This window comes from Vibrio atlanticus, from assembly GCF_024347315.1.
GTDB classification, from domain to species: Bacteria; Pseudomonadota; Gammaproteobacteria; order Enterobacterales; family Vibrionaceae; genus Vibrio; species Vibrio atlanticus.
On sequence record NZ_AP025460.1, the window covers coordinates 1,666,872 to 1,683,351 of the forward strand.

General features: G+C 43.1%; 16 protein-coding genes. 8 read left to right on the plus strand and 8 right to left on the minus strand.

Features of this window, described 5'->3' with window-relative positions; genetic code table 11:
• The first annotated feature begins 30 nt into the window (after positions 1-30).
• The gene (locus tag OCV30_RS07345) at positions 31-777 is read left to right on the plus strand and encodes an FNR family transcription factor (RefSeq protein WP_009846714.1); all 747 of its coding nucleotides are present in this window, start codon (positions 31-33) and stop codon (positions 775-777) included.
• A gap of 132 nt (positions 778-909) precedes the next feature.
• Positions 910-1,860 carry a universal stress protein UspE gene (uspE, locus tag OCV30_RS07350; protein ID WP_017097864.1) on the plus strand — a complete coding sequence of 317 codons (951 nt, stop codon included), beginning with the start codon at positions 910-912 and terminating at the stop codon, positions 1,858-1,860.
• A gap of 272 nt (positions 1,861-2,132) precedes the next feature.
• Here uspE and ttcA read toward each other — a convergent pair whose 3' ends face one another.
• From ttcA to OCV30_RS07370, 4 genes are all read right to left on the minus strand, one after another.
• Entirely contained in the window at positions 2,133-3,026 is an 894-nt protein-coding gene (gene ttcA, locus OCV30_RS07355; RefSeq protein WP_009846716.1) for a tRNA 2-thiocytidine(32) synthetase TtcA, read from the minus strand.
• A 289-nt stretch (positions 3,027-3,315) separates the two neighbouring features.
• The gene (locus OCV30_RS07360) at positions 3,316-3,966 is read right to left on the minus strand and encodes a DUF2987 domain-containing protein (protein ID WP_065680371.1); all 651 of its coding nucleotides are present in this window, start codon (positions 3,964-3,966) and stop codon (positions 3,316-3,318) included.
• A gap of 123 nt (positions 3,967-4,089) precedes the next feature.
• Complete coding sequence (locus OCV30_RS07365; protein ID WP_065680372.1) at positions 4,090-4,938, minus strand: glucosaminidase domain-containing protein; 849 nt, start codon at positions 4,936-4,938, stop codon at positions 4,090-4,092.
• The gene (locus OCV30_RS07370; RefSeq protein WP_009846719.1) at positions 4,931-5,779 is read right to left on the minus strand and encodes a DUF2189 domain-containing protein; all 849 of its coding nucleotides are present in this window, start codon (positions 5,777-5,779) and stop codon (positions 4,931-4,933) included. The genes OCV30_RS07365 and OCV30_RS07370 overlap by 8 nt, the downstream gene beginning before the upstream one ends.
• A gap of 329 nt (positions 5,780-6,108) precedes the next feature.
• Here OCV30_RS07370 and potA point away from each other — a divergent pair, with 329 nt between their 5' ends.
• From potA to OCV30_RS07400, 6 genes are all read left to right on the plus strand, one after another.
• A complete protein-coding gene (gene potA, locus OCV30_RS07375; protein WP_009846720.1) occupies positions 6,109-7,224 on the plus strand; it encodes a spermidine/putrescine ABC transporter ATP-binding protein PotA in 1,116 nt (371 codons plus the stop codon).
• Positions 7,208-8,065 carry a spermidine/putrescine ABC transporter permease PotB gene (gene potB, locus OCV30_RS07380; RefSeq protein WP_012603924.1) on the plus strand — a complete coding sequence of 286 codons (858 nt, stop codon included), beginning with the start codon at positions 7,208-7,210 and terminating at the stop codon, positions 8,063-8,065. The genes potA and potB overlap by 17 nt, the downstream gene beginning before the upstream one ends.
• Positions 8,065-8,835: a spermidine/putrescine ABC transporter permease PotC gene (gene potC, locus OCV30_RS07385; protein WP_004733706.1), complete on the plus strand. Its 771-nt coding sequence runs from the start codon at positions 8,065-8,067 to the stop codon at positions 8,833-8,835. Before potB ends, potC begins: the two co-directional genes overlap by 1 nt.
• A 137-nt stretch (positions 8,836-8,972) precedes the next feature.
• Positions 8,973-10,007, plus strand: coding sequence for an extracellular solute-binding protein (locus tag OCV30_RS07390; RefSeq protein ID WP_065680373.1), 1,035 nt, complete (start codon positions 8,973-8,975; stop codon positions 10,005-10,007).
• Between the two features lie 227 nt (positions 10,008-10,234).
• On the plus strand, positions 10,235-11,272 hold the full coding sequence (locus OCV30_RS07395; protein ID WP_029222954.1) for an extracellular solute-binding protein: 1,038 nt from the start codon (positions 10,235-10,237) through the stop codon (positions 11,270-11,272).
• A gap of 102 nt (positions 11,273-11,374) precedes the next feature.
• Entirely contained in the window at positions 11,375-12,241 is an 867-nt protein-coding gene (locus OCV30_RS07400; RefSeq protein WP_065680374.1) for a GGDEF domain-containing protein, read from the plus strand.
• Between the two features lie 131 nt (positions 12,242-12,372).
• Here the strand turns inward: OCV30_RS07400 and cobB are convergent, their stop codons facing one another.
• The 4 genes from cobB to OCV30_RS07420 all read right to left on the minus strand — a co-directional run bounded on the left by cobB (position 12,373) and on the right by OCV30_RS07420 (position 16,470).
• Positions 12,373-13,107 carry a Sir2 family NAD+-dependent deacetylase gene (gene cobB / locus OCV30_RS07405; RefSeq protein ID WP_065680375.1) on the minus strand — a complete coding sequence of 245 codons (735 nt, stop codon included), beginning with the start codon at positions 13,105-13,107 and terminating at the stop codon, positions 12,373-12,375.
• 257 nt (positions 13,108-13,364) lie between these two features.
• On the minus strand, positions 13,365-14,585 hold the full coding sequence (locus OCV30_RS07410) for an ammonium transporter (protein WP_065680376.1): 1,221 nt from the start codon (positions 14,583-14,585) through the stop codon (positions 13,365-13,367).
• Positions 14,586-14,996: 411 nt separating this feature from the next.
• Positions 14,997-15,413: a hypothetical protein gene (locus tag OCV30_RS07415; protein ID WP_010440849.1), complete on the minus strand. Its 417-nt coding sequence runs from the start codon at positions 15,411-15,413 to the stop codon at positions 14,997-14,999.
• Entirely contained in the window at positions 15,397-16,470 is a 1,074-nt protein-coding gene (locus tag OCV30_RS07420) for a formate dehydrogenase subunit gamma (protein ID WP_065680377.1), read from the minus strand. Before OCV30_RS07420 ends, OCV30_RS07415 begins: the two co-directional genes overlap by 17 nt.
• Positions 16,471-16,480 lie beyond the last annotated feature (10 nt).

A 16,480-nucleotide genomic window follows, 5' to 3' on the forward strand; every position in this document is an offset into this window, starting at 1 on the left:
TTGACGTATATCAAATAGTGAAAGATTGTTATGATTTCTGAAAAGCCTGTGACGAAACGTGTTCAGTCTGGTGGCTGTGCGATCCATTGCCAGGATTGTAGTATTAGCCAGCTCTGTATTCCGTTTACTTTGAATGAATCTGAACTCGATCAACTTGATCAGATCATTGAGAGAAAAAAGCCTATTCAAAAAGGCCAAGAGTTATTTAAAGCCGGTGACGAGCTTAAATCTCTATACGCTATTCGCTCTGGAACGATCAAGAGCTACACGATTACCGAGCAAGGTGATGAGCAAATTACTGCATTCCACCTAGCGGGCGATCTTGTTGGCTTCGATGCGATTACTGGTGACATGCACCCTAGTTTCGCACAAGCGTTAGAAACTTCTATGGTCTGTGAAATTCCATACGAAATTCTAGACGACCTATCAGGCAAAATGCCTAAATTGCGTCAGCAAATTATGCGTCTGATGAGTAATGAGATTAAAGGTGACCAAGAAATGATTCTGCTTCTTTCTAAGAAGAACGCGGAAGAGCGTCTTGCTGCATTCCTTTACAACCTTTCTACTCGTTTCTCTCAACGTGGCTTCAGCCCACGTGAGTTTCGCCTAACGATGACTCGTGGCGATATTGGTAACTACCTTGGTTTGACTGTTGAAACAATTAGCCGTCTTTTAGGTCGCTTCCAAAAAGCAGACATCTTGAGCGTTAAAGGCAAATATATCACTATCGAAGATCACGATGCGTTGATGGAACTTGCTGGCGTTTCAAAAGAATAGTCTAGATATCAATGATGTAGTTCAATAATGAGCTACATCATGTTTCTCTCTTAAAACCTCTTATATTTCTCTTATTCTCTCCATAACTACGCTACATTATTTATATGTTCGGTCTGAAAAGTAGGCTTAGTTATGAGTATCTATAACAAAATTTTAGTTGTCGCAGACATTAATCACGATGAGCAACCTGCTCTAGTTCGTGCTATCCAACTTGCCAAGAAAAGCACATCAACAAGCCACATCACTTTCTTTTTATCGATCTACGATTTCTCGTATGACATGACATCTATGCTCTCTGTCGATGAAAGAGACGCAATGCGTAAAGGCGTAATTCATCAGCGTGAAATTTGGATGAATAAAGTGGCGGCTCCTTACCTTGATGATTCCATTGAATTTAACGTTCAAGTGGTTTGGCATAACCGCCCGTATGAAGCGATCATTGCAGAGGTTTACAGTGGCGAGCATGACATCCTAATCAAAGGTACGCGTAAGCACGACACCTTAGAATCTGTCATCTTTACTCCTACCGACTGGCACTTATTGAGAAAATGCCCTAGCCCAGTGCTATTGGTTAAAAATGATTTCTGGCCAGAACACGCGAAGATTTACGCTTCAGTCCATGTTGGCTCTGAAACCGAAGCTCACTTAGAGCTCAATGATACGATGGTCGACAGGTTACTTGAAATCACAGGTCGTTTAGATGCTGAGCCGCTATTGGTAAACGCCTACCCGGTGACACCTGCTAATATCACAATCGAGCTGCCAGAGTTTGACCCAACCTCTTATACTGACGCGGTTCGTGGTCATCACTTAACAGCGATGAAAGCGTTGCGCCAGAAACACGGTATGAGTGAAGAGCAAACTGTTGTTGAGCAAGGCTTGCCAGAAGATGTTATTCCTCGTGTCGCGTCTGAAAACAACGCTGCTATGGTGATTCTAGGTACAACCGGCCGTACTGGATTATCTGCCGTGTTTATTGGTAATACTGCGGAACATGTAATCGACAAGATTAACTGTGACGTACTTGCTCTTAAACCGTCGGGTTACGTCAGTCCACTTGATCCCAATTTGTCTATAGGTTAATACCTTATAGCTGATTTAAAATCATAAAAAAACGCCTCAAGCACTGCTTGAGGCGTTTTTATTTATCTAGAGCTTCCGCCATTCCAAATACAGAATCGCGAATATCTCGTTATACCAATCACAGTAAGTAAGTGATAATAAATAGCGCAGGAAAAATGCTTGAGAACAAGGCAGAAATTTTCGATAAGTAGTTATTCTACAATCAAAATTTCTAACGATGTTATCGAGTGTTTTAACCAGCTAGGATGAACAGTTATTTACTACGATTGGTATTATACGTTAGTCACGTCGATGAACATTGACTCATCGATATTTGATGAGGAAATTTCAGCTTCTTCGAATTCGTAGGCCTTGCGATCTTCACTACGGTCTAGTGGAAGGTTTACGAAATCAAACAGTTCTCGGTCAGCCAGTTGGCTTGGACTTACGTTCTGAATTGACTTGAAGATCTTCTCAACACGACCTGGCGTTTTCTTATCCCAATCAATCAACATCGCTTTAATATTCTGGCGCTGTAGGTTCTCTTGAGAGCCACACAGGTTACAAGGAATGATTGGGAAATCTAGGTGCTCTGCGTATTGGATTAAGTCCGTTTCACGACAATAAGTCAGTGGACGAATAACAACGTTACGGCCATCATCAGAACGCAATTTTGGCGGCATTGCTTTCAAGCGTGCACCGTGGAACATGTTCAGGAACATCGTCTCAACAATATCGTCTAGGTGGTGGCCAAGAGCAATCTTAGTCGCCCCTATTTTCTCTGCAAACGAGTACAAAGTACCACGACGAAGACGAGAACATAGACCACAAGTTGTTTTACCCTCTGGCACTTTCTCTTTAACTACGGAGTAAGTATCTTTATCTACGATGTAGTAAGGAATGTTCAGAGTTTCGAAGTACTCAGGAAGAATGTGCTCAGGAAAGCCAGGTTGTTTTTGGTCTAGGTTTACGGCAACAACATCGAATTTGATAGGTGCTGCTTCCCGTAAACGTAGCAAAATATCTAGCATCGCAAATGAATCTTTACCGCCACTAATGCACGCCATTACTACGTCATTCTCTTCGATCATGTTGTAGTCAACGATGGCATTTCCAACATTTCGTCTCAGACGCTTCTGAAGCTTGTTGAATTCAAGTGTTTCTTTTTTATTTTCGTTTTGGTTCATTGCGACTCTCACACCGTCGTATTACCGACTGTAGATTGCTAGTGGGACTGTTTTAGGGCGTGGATTATACGGATTTTTATTTGATGTTGAAATAGTAACGGCAGGATTAACAAGCTGAGTATTGGAAAGATTCCGCTTCTTTTGTGCTTTAAGCTCTCTAAACGGTTAGATAAACGCGTCTTAACAAATTCGAGGTTTGCATAGTAGACAAAGAAAAGCAGCCTTCTCTAAAAGATCAGGCTGCTTAAGAACTACTTCCTCATAGCGTAGGGAGTGCTTCTAGCTAGACTTATTGCGCGGGAATGTACGGTAATACGCGAACCGTGGGCTCTGGTAAAGTGATGCTGTCACTTCCATTCAGCTCTTCTAAGGTGAATTTAGCACGCCCTTCTTTAATTGGGATCTGTTTACCGTTAGATAGAGCAATGTTGCCTTCAAGCTTGTCATTGAACTCCAACGTTAACCCTTGGATATTAGGTGTGAACCAGCTAGAGAACATGCCGCTTACGTCTTCTAGCATCGCTTGCATCTGCGGTAACAGGCTTTCTAGCTGTGTAACTTCAACAGTTTCAGCTAAAGGTTCCTGTGTCATGACAACGAGCGAATACGCGCACTCTTGTTCTTGGGTTTGTACAAAGATAAGAGGATTTGCTGAGCGCAGGTTTTGATCTACAGGTAGAAGCAGCTCATTCGCAGGAGACACTTTTAGCTCTTCGTAGTGCTCTTCTTTCTCCATCCACGCTTTGCTGATGTGACAGGTTTTCTGTGCTTGTTGGTCAACAAAGAACACCGCAACTTTGACATCATCGTGCCCTTCTTTGGTGTTGTTTTTCAGCTGAGTATAGAGTTTAGAATACGTGAACATGTATTCTTGCGCCGAAGCTGGAAGAGAAACCCCAAAACTTAAAGTGGCTAATAAAGCGAGTGCTGTCTTTTTCATTATTATAATCTTGTTGAAGTTGAGCGTTTATAAATAGAAAGAGCAGCCAATGAGCTGCTCTTTTGCGATATTGCTTGGTGTCAAATTGACTAAAGAAGTCAATCAAACGGATATCCAAATGAGTTACTTTTCCCAGTATACCTTGTTGTGACGGATCATAGCTTGTAAATCAGTCACATAGTCTGAACCTCGCTCAGAATATTTTAACAAGCCATTGGTCAATTCGGTCGCCGTTTCTTTGGTTAACAGATCATTACCATTTGCTGCCAGTTGCGCACGAATGGCTCTTAAATCTGCATAGGCACGGTTACGATTAAGGTTCATGAAGTAACGGTGTACGGATTCTTGGCTTGAAGAAAATGTTGCCACTTCATGCGAGCTGCCTTCGTTACGTTGTAGCGGAACAAGGCCACAACCTTTGCTGTAACACCAATGTCCGAAATAGTTGTTTGCTTTGGTGGCGAAACGTGATGTCCCCCAAGCTGATTCATTAGCAGCCTGTGTCAGTACCAGCGCCTCTGGCAGTACGTTGACTCGGTTAAGCATTTCCGCCAACCATGTCTGTTCTATACCTGTGCTAGGTACCGGTAAGCTGTACAACTTCCCTAACCTTTTCGCATAAGAAATGTCTTCAGAATCAATATTACTTAAACCAGATTCAGAGAGCTTAGTTAAAAACGCACGTTCTTTGGTGATACGTTTGTTTTCAATCTTGATGCTTGGTCGTAGGAACGAGAAAAACGCGTCTTTTTTCTCGTTTACATCCTTAATAGCCGCAAAATTTGGTGCGCTTGAAGCAACAGTCAAGTCATCAAATTGCTCTGCTGAATTAGAGCTCAGTTCTGTCGTACGTCGGCGTTCTTCTTCTTGGTAAAGGTAAGGGCCAATCAGTGAAATAGAACCCACGATTGCTAGTGTTGTTACTTTGAGCGCAAGAGATTTACTCACGCTGCCTTTGTCGTTATTACGCATCGAAGACCTGCGGGTTTTTGTTCTTGTTACCATGGCTACTGTTGTTGCCGTTATTGTTACCGCCATCGCTATCGTCATCGCTCATTGGGCGGTCTGATGCAATTATCTTCAGCTTGATGCCAAACATTTCACGGTAAACGATACCTTTCACGTGGAAGAAGAATGGAAGAACGAAGATCAAGCCAATGCCGTACATCATCGCAGCAACGATGAACATCAGCATAACCATTAGGTATATAGACGCGACTACGAAGATCTTCTTATTTACTGCTCTTAGAGAAAGTAACAGCGATTGCATCGGTGGAACTTTTTTATCACAAATCAGCAGAATTGAGTTGCTGAACGCAAGTGAGAAGTAGATAGACAGAAATGGCAGAATCATACCAGCGATGCCTTGAAGCATTAGGCTGAACAAAGTCACTAGAATGACGGGGATCGTAAACTGTAAACCTTTGCCTATGTGGCGCACTTTAGTTTGAAGACCTGCAGCATGGCTCATTGCCATTAAACAGATGCCGGCATAGATAGGTGCACTGACGACTTCATAGCTAAAATTCGCAATGAAAATCGATTCAACGATCTGGGGTGTAAAGGCCTCAGGGTCGATTACCGCATCTAAGATAACTGCAGGGTCACCAAGTTGCAGTTTTAGTGCGATATAAAAGATAGCCAATTGTACGAACATCAGCGCAACAATCGCAGGGGAAAACGAAAGAAAGTGACTTATCGTATGTTTCCAAGCCTCTTGGAATACAGCCGTTGCTTTGAGCTCATAATCGCCGGAAAGTGCACGGTCGATACTACCGCCCAAATTAAAATCTTTTTCGATGTCGTTGTTCATATTGATACCTAGGTGCGCCAACTAAACGAAGGCACCTAACTTATTGATAAAAAATTACCTTCATTATACCCATATGTCGGATGCAAACTAAAATATGAATCTGTAACAAGGCTTGCTTTTACGTCTTAATGGTTAATAATTAGACACTTGTTAGGATGTGAACCCAACAAATAACAGTATGGTAAAGGATGTTTACTTTTACCTGCGAATTTTTTTGTCTTCGAAAGATAAAAAATGCTTTGAATTCACGTTTTTGGTGATTATGATGCGCGCCTTAGAGGTGTATAGCAACAGGTCTCAAATAGAACCAAGGTGGAGAAAAACAGACGTTGAACGCTAAAAAATCAGTAGGGAAGCCAGTAGTACAGCTAACTGGCATCAGTAAAAGTTTCGATGGTAAGGAAGTCATCGGCAATCTGGATTTAAACGTAAATCATGGTGAGTTTCTCACGATTTTAGGCCCATCAGGTTGTGGTAAAACAACCGTGCTAAGAATGATTGCGGGTTTTGAAACAGCGGATAGTGGTGAAATACTATTAGCTGGACAGAACGTAACCCAAGTTCCTGCTGAACAAAGGCATGTAAACACTGTTTTCCAAAGCTATGCCCTATTCCCGCATATGACCGTTTTCGATAATGTGGCATTTGGCTTACGCATGCAGAAAGTTCCAAGCAGCGAGATTGAACCTCGTGTAATGGATGCTTTGAAAATGGTGCGCTTAGAGCAAATGGCACAACGAAAGCCACACCAGCTATCTGGCGGCCAACAGCAACGTATCGCAATCGCTCGTGCTGTCGTTAATAAGCCTAAAGTTCTCTTGTTGGATGAATCTCTATCTGCTCTGGATTACAAACTACGTAAGCAGATGCAAATCGAGCTCAAACAACTGCAACGCCAACTTGGTATCACGTTCATTTTTGTAACGCATGACCAAGAAGAAGCACTCTCTATGTCCGACCGCATTATTGTTATGCGTGATGGCGTGATTGAACAAGACGGAACACCAAGAGAGATCTACGAAGAGCCTAAGAACCTATTCGTAGCGCGTTTCATTGGTGAAATTAACGTATTCGAAGCGACAGCGAAATCTCGTCAAGATGAAAAGCGCATTGTTGCGACAATCGAAGGTGAAGAGTCCATTATCTATCACGATAAAGACGTAACACCGGGTCAAAAACTGCAAGTATTGCTTCGCCCTGAAGATCTTCGTATCGAAGAAATCAAAGAGTCTGAGCAACGCGGTATTGTTGGCCACATTGTCGAGCGAACCTATAAAGGCATGACATTAGATTCAGTCGTAGAACTTGAATCGGGTATGCGTGTCATGGTTAGCGAATTCTTCAACGAAGATGACCCTGATGTTGATCACTCACTGGGCCAAAAAGTTGCAGTAACTTGGGTTGAGAGCTGGGAAGTGGTATTAGAAGATGAGCAAGAAGTTTAATTTACAAAACGCAATTGTTGCTTTAATCACAGGTTGGTTAGTGCTGTTCGTGATGATTCCAAACATCATGATCATCGGTACTAGTTTCTTAACTCGTGATGAAGCTAACTTGATTGAGATGACTTTTACTCTCGATAACTATGTGCGTTTGGCTGATCCGCTGTATTTTAAAGTGCTGATGCACTCTTTCTATATGGCAATCGTTGCTACCCTGCTTTGTTTAATTATTGGTTACCCGTTCGCCTACATCGTGGCAAAAATGCCTGCGAAATGGCGTCCAATCATGTTGTTTTTAGTGATTGTGCCATTTTGGACTAACTCACTGATTCGTACTTACGGATTAAAAGTGGTTCTGGGTACTCAAGGTGTGTTGAACAAAGGCTTGTTGGCGTTAGACATTATCGATAAGCCACTTCGTATTATGTATTCAGAAACGGCAGTAATGATCGGTTTAGTGTATATCCTACTCCCGTTCATGATTTTGCCGTTGTACTCAGCAATCGAAAAGCTAGACGACACTTATTTAGAAGCGGCTAAAGATTTAGGTGCGAACAAACTGCAAACGCTATTGAAAGTCGTGTTACCACTGACTATGCCAGGTATTGTCGGCGGTTGTTTATTGGTGTTATTACCTGCATTAGGTATGTTCTACATCTCTGACCTATTAGGCGGAGCAAAGAACCTGCTGATTGGTAACGTGATTAAGAGCCAAGTACTCAATGCTCGGGACTGGCCGTTTGGCGCTGCGACGAGTATTGCACTGACCGTGGCAATGGCTGTGATGCTTTATGCCTACTACCGTGCAGGTAAGTTATTGAATAAGAAAGTGGAGCTAGACTAATGGGTCGCACAGTTAAGTTCAGCTTTATGGCGTTGGTATACGCTTTTCTATACCTACCTATTATCGTATTAATTGCCAACTCTTTTAATGCCAATAAGTTTGGTATGAAATGGGGTGGCTTTACCACCAAGTGGTATGACGCGCTGATTAACAACGATAGCCTAATGCAGGCTGCGTGGCACTCGATCAACGTCGCGGTGTTCTCAGCAACTGCCGCAACGATTGTTGGCAGCCTGACAGCAGTAGCCTTATTCCGTTACCAATTTAAAGGTAAAGGTATAGTCAATGGCATGTTGTTCATCGTGATGATGTCACCAGATATCGTAATGGCGATTTCGCTTCTTGCGCTATTCTTGGTTATGGGTGTGCAACTTGGGTTCTTTACCCTACTTGCAGCGCACATTACTTTCTGTTTACCGTTCGTTGTTGTCACGGTTTACAGCCGCTTGAATGGCTTTGATGTGAAGATGCTAGAAGCCGCAAAAGACTTAGGTGCAAGTGAATGGACGATTCTAAAACAGATCATCCTGCCTCTTGCTAAGCCAGCGGTTGCTGCGGGTTGGTTATTGAGCTTCACTCTGTCTTTGGACGACGTGATCATCAGCTCTTTTGTTACAGGGCCAACCTACGAAATATTACCACTGAAGATTTACTCGATGGTTAAAGTCGGTATATCTCCAGAGGTCAATGCCCTAGCAACAGTGATGTTAGTGGTGTCGTTAATACTGGTGATTATTTCTCAGTTGTTAGCGAGAGAGAAAATTAAGTAAGTCTCCTACTCTTAACTGAGACAGACTTGATAAGATTCAAGTTTAACAAAAGTGTTATTCATAAACAGAATGGTAAATTGCCATTCTGTTTTTCTATCTAGTGCCTTCGGGCAACGTTTAGTTTGGAGCTAACGTCAATGAAAAAATGGGCTACTCTATTAGCTGGTAGTGCATGTGCGCTTTCAATGTTATCTGCACCATCGTTTGCAAAAGATAACAAAGAATTGGTATTCATGAACTGGGGACCTTACATCAACAGTGAGATCTTAGAACAGTTCACGGATGAGACTGGCATCAAAGTGATTTACTCGACTTACGAGTCGAATGAAACTTTGTACGCAAAATTGAAAACGTACAATAAAGGTTACGACCTTGTGGTTCCTTCAACCTACTTCGTGTCTAAAATGCGCGACGAAGGCATGCTTCAAAAGATCGACAAAACCAAGCTGAACAATTTTGCGAATCTAGATACAAACTACCTAGATAAGCCATATGATCCGAACAATGACTACTCTATTCCACACGTAGTGGCGATCACTGGCCTAGCTGTTAACACAGACATGTACGATCCAGAAGATTTCCAAAGCTGGGCTGATCTATGGAAGCCAGAGCTTGAAGGTCAGCTGATGATGATGGACGACACGCGTGAAGTGTTCCACATCGCACTGCGTAAGCTAGGTTACTCAGGTAACACAACCAACGAGAAAGAGATCGACGAAGCTTACGCTGAACTACAAAAGCTGATGCCAAACGTTCTTGTGTTTAACTCAGATAACCCTGGCGCGCCATACATGTCTGGTGAAGTGGGTCTTGGTATGCTTTGGAACGGTTCTGCTGCTGCAGCGCAAAATGAAGGTCTGCCGATTAAACTGGTTTTCCCTAAAGAAGGCGGCATCGGTTGGGTTGATAACTTCGCTATCAGTTCTGGCGCAGTAAATGTAGAAGCAGCTCATAAGATGATCGACTTCCTACTTCGCCCAGAAATCGCAGAGCAAATCTCTCGTGACACAGGCTACCTAACGGCTGTCAAAGCGTCTAACGAGAAGTTCAAAGACAGCCCTGCGCTGTTCCCATCTCAAGAAGACCTTGACCGTGTGGAATGGCAAGCTGCGGTTGGCGATAAGACAGTGAAGTACGAAGATTACTTCATGAAGCTTAAAGCCGGTCAGTAAGCGAGTCTGTTATCTAATTGCTCCGGTCAACAGAGGCTAATAAGTAACTGGTTTACTTAATAGGCCAAGTTAGGTAATCAACAAATTAAAAATAAGAATATCAATGAATAGGCAGCTTAGGCTGCCTATTTTGTTATATCACTGCTATAATTTAGCGCGATTTTTAGAAATCCATTTACTTTGGGTTCAATACCCAGCTCCAAATCAAACAAATGAACGGAACAGTAATGAAAAAAACACTGTATACCGGCGCATTGTGTGCTGCTACTTTACTTTCTACACCCTCTTTCGCAGCTGACCAAGAACTGTATTTTTACAACTGGTCTGAATATATTCCAAATGAAGTACTAGAAGACTTCACCGAAGAGACTGGCATTAAAGTCTATTACTCAACTTATGAGTCTAACGAAAGCATGTACGCTAAGTTAAAAACTCAAGGTACGGGTTACGACTTGGTCGTTCCTTCTACTTACTTCGTTTCTAAGATGCGTAAAGAAGGCATGCTTCAAGAGCTTGATAAAACTAAGCTAAGCCACTTTGCAGATTTGGATCCAAATTACTTAGATAAGCCATTTGACCCAAACAACAACTACTCGATCCCATACATCTGGGGCGCAACGGGTATTGGTATCAACTCAGATATGCTAGACAAGTCTTCAGTTAAAAACTGGGGCGATCTGTGGGATACACAGTGGGAAGGTCAACTGATGATGATGGATGACTCTCGTGAAGTTTTCCATATCGCACTGTCTAAACTGGGTTACTCTCCAAACACGACTAATCCTGAAGAAATCAAAGAAGCGTACGAAGAACTTCGTAAGCTGATGCCAAACGTATTGGTATTTAACTCAGATTTCCCAGCAAACCCTTACCTAGCGGGTGAAGTGTCTCTTGGTATGCTTTGGAATGGCTCTGCTTACATGGCACGTCAAGAAGGCGCAACGATTGACATTATCTGGCCAGAGAAAGGTGCTATCTTCTGGATGGATAGCCTAGCGATTCCAGCAGGTGCTAAGAACACTGAAGCGGCACATAAGATGATCGACTTCCTTCTTCGCCCTGAAAACGCAGCGAAAATTGCTCTAGAGATCGGTTACCCAACACCAGTTAAAACAGCTTACCCTCTTCTTCCGAAAGAATTTTCTGAAGATAAGAACGTTTTCCCGCCACAATCAGTGATGGATAATGGTGTTTGGCAAGACGAAGTTGGCGAAGCGAGCGTCATTTATGACGAGTACTTTCAAAAACTTAAAGTAGACAACTAATTTGTTAGCAAAAGTTTAATTGTTGCTAGTAAGTTAAATAAAGCGGCGTAAGCCGCTTTATTTTTATTCAAAATTTATATAGGATTAAGCAAACAATACGAAGTGCGATTACATATGCAAGCAAACCCTATCCTGTTAGTTGTGACTTTTATGCTGTTAGCGTCACTGTTGATGCTTGGCCTGAGTTCATTTATTCATATTGATTCAAATTATGATTTGTTTTTCGAAACAAATACCCTCGTGATCACTATGTACATCTATTATGTTGCGCGTCACGCCATTCGTCCCCACAAAGCTCTTCGCTACGGCGCTCTATTACTCATTTTTAACCTGTTTTATGACGTATCAACCGAGCTTAAACATCTTGATGAGTGGGCTGACCAAAATGAACTAATAGATACCTTCTTGGAAGACGGGTTGCTACAAATAGCATTTTTATTGATTGCTTACGGTATTACTGAATTAACTGGCAAGATCAAAGACCAAGGTAAACGCGACGAGCTTACTGGTTTGTATAATCGCAAGAAGTTTGACGCGATCAAACTTGCAGAGTTTGAGCTCATTTACTTCGACTTAGATGGACTAAAAGAGACAAACGACCTTAAAGGCCACAAAGTTGGAGATTTAATGATTGTTCGTTTCTCTCAGGCTCTGAGGCAAACTGCTTTGGAAGATGAAATGGTGTTTAGAGTGGGTGGTGATGAGTTTGTTGCAACGGCTCAACTCGGTCGTGGTGGTGAGTTTGTCAGCCAAGTCAATAACTTACTGCATGGTGAGAACATCAGTTTTTCTTACGGTATCGAAGTGACCAGCCGAGATAATTTTAAACAGGCATTGGTTGAATCCGATAAAGCGATGTACGAAATGAAAAAAGCTCAACGACCTGTTCAAAACTCTTGGTGCACGTCTTGTCCTAATCTAGAAACAAATTACCTGAATATAGAGACAACAAGGCAAACTGATGACTAGAGCCTCATCTGAATAAATGTCAGTTTGCCACTGATAAATGATAAATGATAAATGATAAATGATAACTGTTGCTGATAACGAGCTCTCAAGTTCCAACCTTAAGCGGGTCAATCAATTTATTGGCACAAGGGTCAGGCCGTTAGAGACCCCTTCTCTGACAGCAATAGCTCACCGACAAGCTTAGGTACTTCGATACTCGCCTTACCGTAACGTTTCTCTTCAAACTCACTTTCAACCGCACTGGGTTCGAGGTTTATCTCGATCGTATGTGCTCCATGCATTTTAGCATCATGTACAAACCCTGCAGCAGGATAAACCACGCCTGATGTCCCGATAGAGATAAACAGGTCTGCTTCTTCGAGTGCAGAATAGATGTCACCCATTCTCAAAGGCATTTCGCCAAACCACACAATATGAGGACGCATTTGAGCTGGTATCTGGCAACAATGGCACAATTCACCAGTATGGATGTCGTCTTTGTGCTCTAGAACTTGGTTTGACTCGCTACAACGTGCCTTAAGAAGCTCACCGTGCATGTGGATGATATTGCTGCTACCACCGCGCTCATGCAGATTGTCGATGTTCTGAGTGATGATGGTTACTTTACCGTCGAGCTTATCTTCAAGCTCTCCTAGCGCCTTGTGGGCTGAATTTGGAAAGATACTTTCACTCTGTAATCCATGACGACGCTTGTTGTAAAACGCTTGTACAAGGTCAGGATCTTTTGCAAAACCTTCAGGTGTCGCAACATCCTCGATTTTATGGTTTTCCCATAATCCGTCTTGTGCTCGGAATGTTTGTATCCCCGACTCCGCAGAGATACCGGCGCCAGTAAGAATTACGATATTTCGATATGGGAAATGCATATAACGTCCTTTTCAATATGTCACTTGGTAACAGCTTAGCACTGTTCAAATTCCAACAATAGTTTTAGGGATTAGACCATAGTCTTAGCCAACTGAATTCATTGGCTATTTGTGACATAACTCGCTTGATAGTTGTTGCCGTTCTTACTCAAACTCTCTGTTTTGCTTTTCACAGAAATAAAAAAGCGACCGAAGCCGCTTAGATTTGTTAACTGATGTCTACTAGATGTAGCTTTACCCCATCAAAACGAACGACGTTAGTCTTCGTTGATAGACGAGATCTTATGGATTGAAAGATCCGCGCCGTTAAATTCGTCTTCTTCACTTAACCTCAGACCCGTTACTTTGCTCAACACACCGTAGACAACCAATGCACCGATTAAAGCTACCGTAATGCCCGCTAGCGTCCCAATCACCTGAGCGGTAAAGCTTACGCCTCCTAGCCCCCAGAATGTTTGCTGACCGAAGATACCCGCTGCAATGCCACCCCATGCACCACATACACCGTGCAGAGGCCACACACCTAGCACATCATCTATCTGTGTTTTGTTCTGCATGTAAGTGAACAAGTAAACGAACAATGCGCCTGCAACGCCGCCAGTCACCAAAGCACCTAATGGGTGCATTAAATCTGAGCCTGCACAAATAGCGACGAGACCAGCTAAAGGTCCATTGTGAATGAAGCCTGGGTCATTTTTACCTGCAATTAGAGCCGCAAGAATACCGCCGACCATTGCCATGAGTGAGTTCATCGCCACGAGACCGCTGATACCATTGATAGCTTGAGCTGACATCACGTTGAAGCCAAACCAACCCACACATAAGATCCAAGAACCTAGTGCTAAGAAAGGGATGTTTGATGGTGCGAAGTTAGTGTGTTTGCCGGCGCGGACACGGCCTTTGCGCATGCCAAGGAAGTAAACCGCGACCAATGCAATCCAGCCGCCAACACCATGAACGACAACAGAGCCCGCGAAGTCATGGAAGCCATAACCGAATTGCGCCTCAAGCCAATCTTGGAAACCAAAATTACCGTTCCAGATGATGCCTTCAAAAAATGGGTAGATGAAACCAACGGTGAAAAGTGTTGCGATGAGTATTGGATAGAAACGTGCGCGCTCTGCGATACCACCAGAAACGATCGCTGGAATCGCTGCAGCAAAGGTCATTAGGAAGAAAAACTTAACCAGCTCGTATCCATTCCCTTGCGATAGCGTTTCTGCGTCGGCAAAAAAGTGCGCGCCGTAAGCGACCCAGTAACCAATAAAGAAGTAAGCAATGGCGGAGACTCCAAAGTCCGAGAGGATCTTGACCAACGCATTAACTTGGTTCTTCTTTCTAACTGTACCGACTTCCAAAAATGCAAAACCTGCGTGCATTAAGAAGACCATGATCGCGCCTAATAATAAAAATAGAGTATCCGAACTCTGCGTCAAGCTCTGTACTGCGCTATGAACTTGGTTGACCGTTTGACTCATTAAAGCTCTCTCCCTTAGCTTTGTCTCAATTGCACTAGAACCGTGCGAATTGATGTCGTAATTAATTAAAGACTCAACAGTAAACGCAAGATGTGTTCCAACTTGGTTACGCAAAAAACGTGCAACAGGGTTGGTTTTTAAGTTTATGATTTTTAATGGTTAATTTCTAAAGTGCACTTTATTGGTTCTCAGAGAGAGGAAATATTCGATAACTGATTGCACCAATTGAGGGAGTTGCACCATATTGATGCGGTCAATATAAGGCATTAGATCAGTTACCTAGCGCCCAAACGACAAAAAGCCCAGTGAAATGAATCACAGGGCTTTTAAGGTCTTTCGCTGATTACAGTTAACTCATCGTAAAGGAGCTATTATCGAGTTTGGTAACCCGAACGGCTTACATATAAACGCTTAAAGGTTTGGACCTGTTGTCGGGTTTTGCGGTAGGTTTTGACTTAAACGCTGCATGCCTTGATACATACGAATAAACCACACCACAATCGCCACACCACCAAATAACATGCCCACATATGGAATGTAGTAAGCGATGTCATCGATAATATGGTTTTGATACCAGTAATCGTTCACACCGATCAACACGCCGTTAGAGGTCGCAACCGTAACGATAAGCACAACAAAAAACGTCAGGTTCAAGAAGAACGAGCGAATCAAGCCGTAGTAATGGGTATCCACTACTTCGCCGTCTTCGCCTTTATCTAAACGATAGCCCGCGTAGATAATGGCAATCACACCAGAGAGAAGACAAGTAAATGGTGTAAAGCAGCTTAGGATGTAAGCAACCCAAATACCCTTATGAGGTTTGTTCATTCTTATTCACCCCTTCCATTTTCTCTGTTGCTACGTTAGCGCTTTGTTCAACGCCGTTTTTCTCTTGTTCCATCACTTCTTTGTACCAAAGGTCATGGTGTTCTTTAGCCCAGGTTTCATCGACTTCGCCTGTTACCATACCTTCTAGTGCGCCTTCCATACCGAACAAGCCAATATAGATGTGGAACACAAAACCACAAATAAGGATCAGAGCAGCAAGCATGTGAACTAAGTTCGAAAGCTCCATATCACGTCGTGTTTGGCCAAAGATTGGGAAATCTAACACCAAGCCACTGATCGCTGCGACACTACCCATAATGATAAGCAGCCAAAATAGCGCTTTTTCACCCGCGTTCGAAAACTCTGCCGATGGATGAGAACCTTTATGTTTCCCTACCATACCACCCAGTTTCATGAACCACTGGATATCGACCATTTTGAAGGTCGACTTGCGCCACCACTTAATAAGAACAGCCATCAACAGCACATAGAAAATCGGGCCGATGTAGTTGTGGTATTGCTTCGCCAATAGAACGATAAAGCCCCAAAGGTCAGTTGGAATGTACGGCTTCAAAAAGTGCTTGCCGTAAACCAACATCAAACCACTGAACGCGAGCGTTAAGAAAGTAAACGCCATGCTCCAGTGCAACGCACGATCCAGTCGAGACCAACGTTTGATCTTACGGCCAGTTCTTGGCGCACTCAGCATTAATGGGCCAATCACAACGTACATCAAAGTCACGAAAGCAATACTGCCAAAGATAGCGACGGCACCGGCTGGTGACATCCACTTCTCTTTCAATATGTACCACGTTTGACCGGGCGTACTGATTAACACACCGTGCTCAGCCGATTGAGATGTGGTGTAACCTTCCTCACCGTTTCTTACTTGTCGCCAAAAATCAGCGCCAGCAAGTTGTGTGATTTCTCTTTCAGCAGAGCTCGATTGAGTTTGTGATGAGTTCGTCTCAGATGCATGGCTCAAAGGAGACAGCATTGTTAGTGCTGCCAACATCGGCAGCACAACAAGGAAGAGACGCTTAAACATTGTAAGCATATGTCTCTCC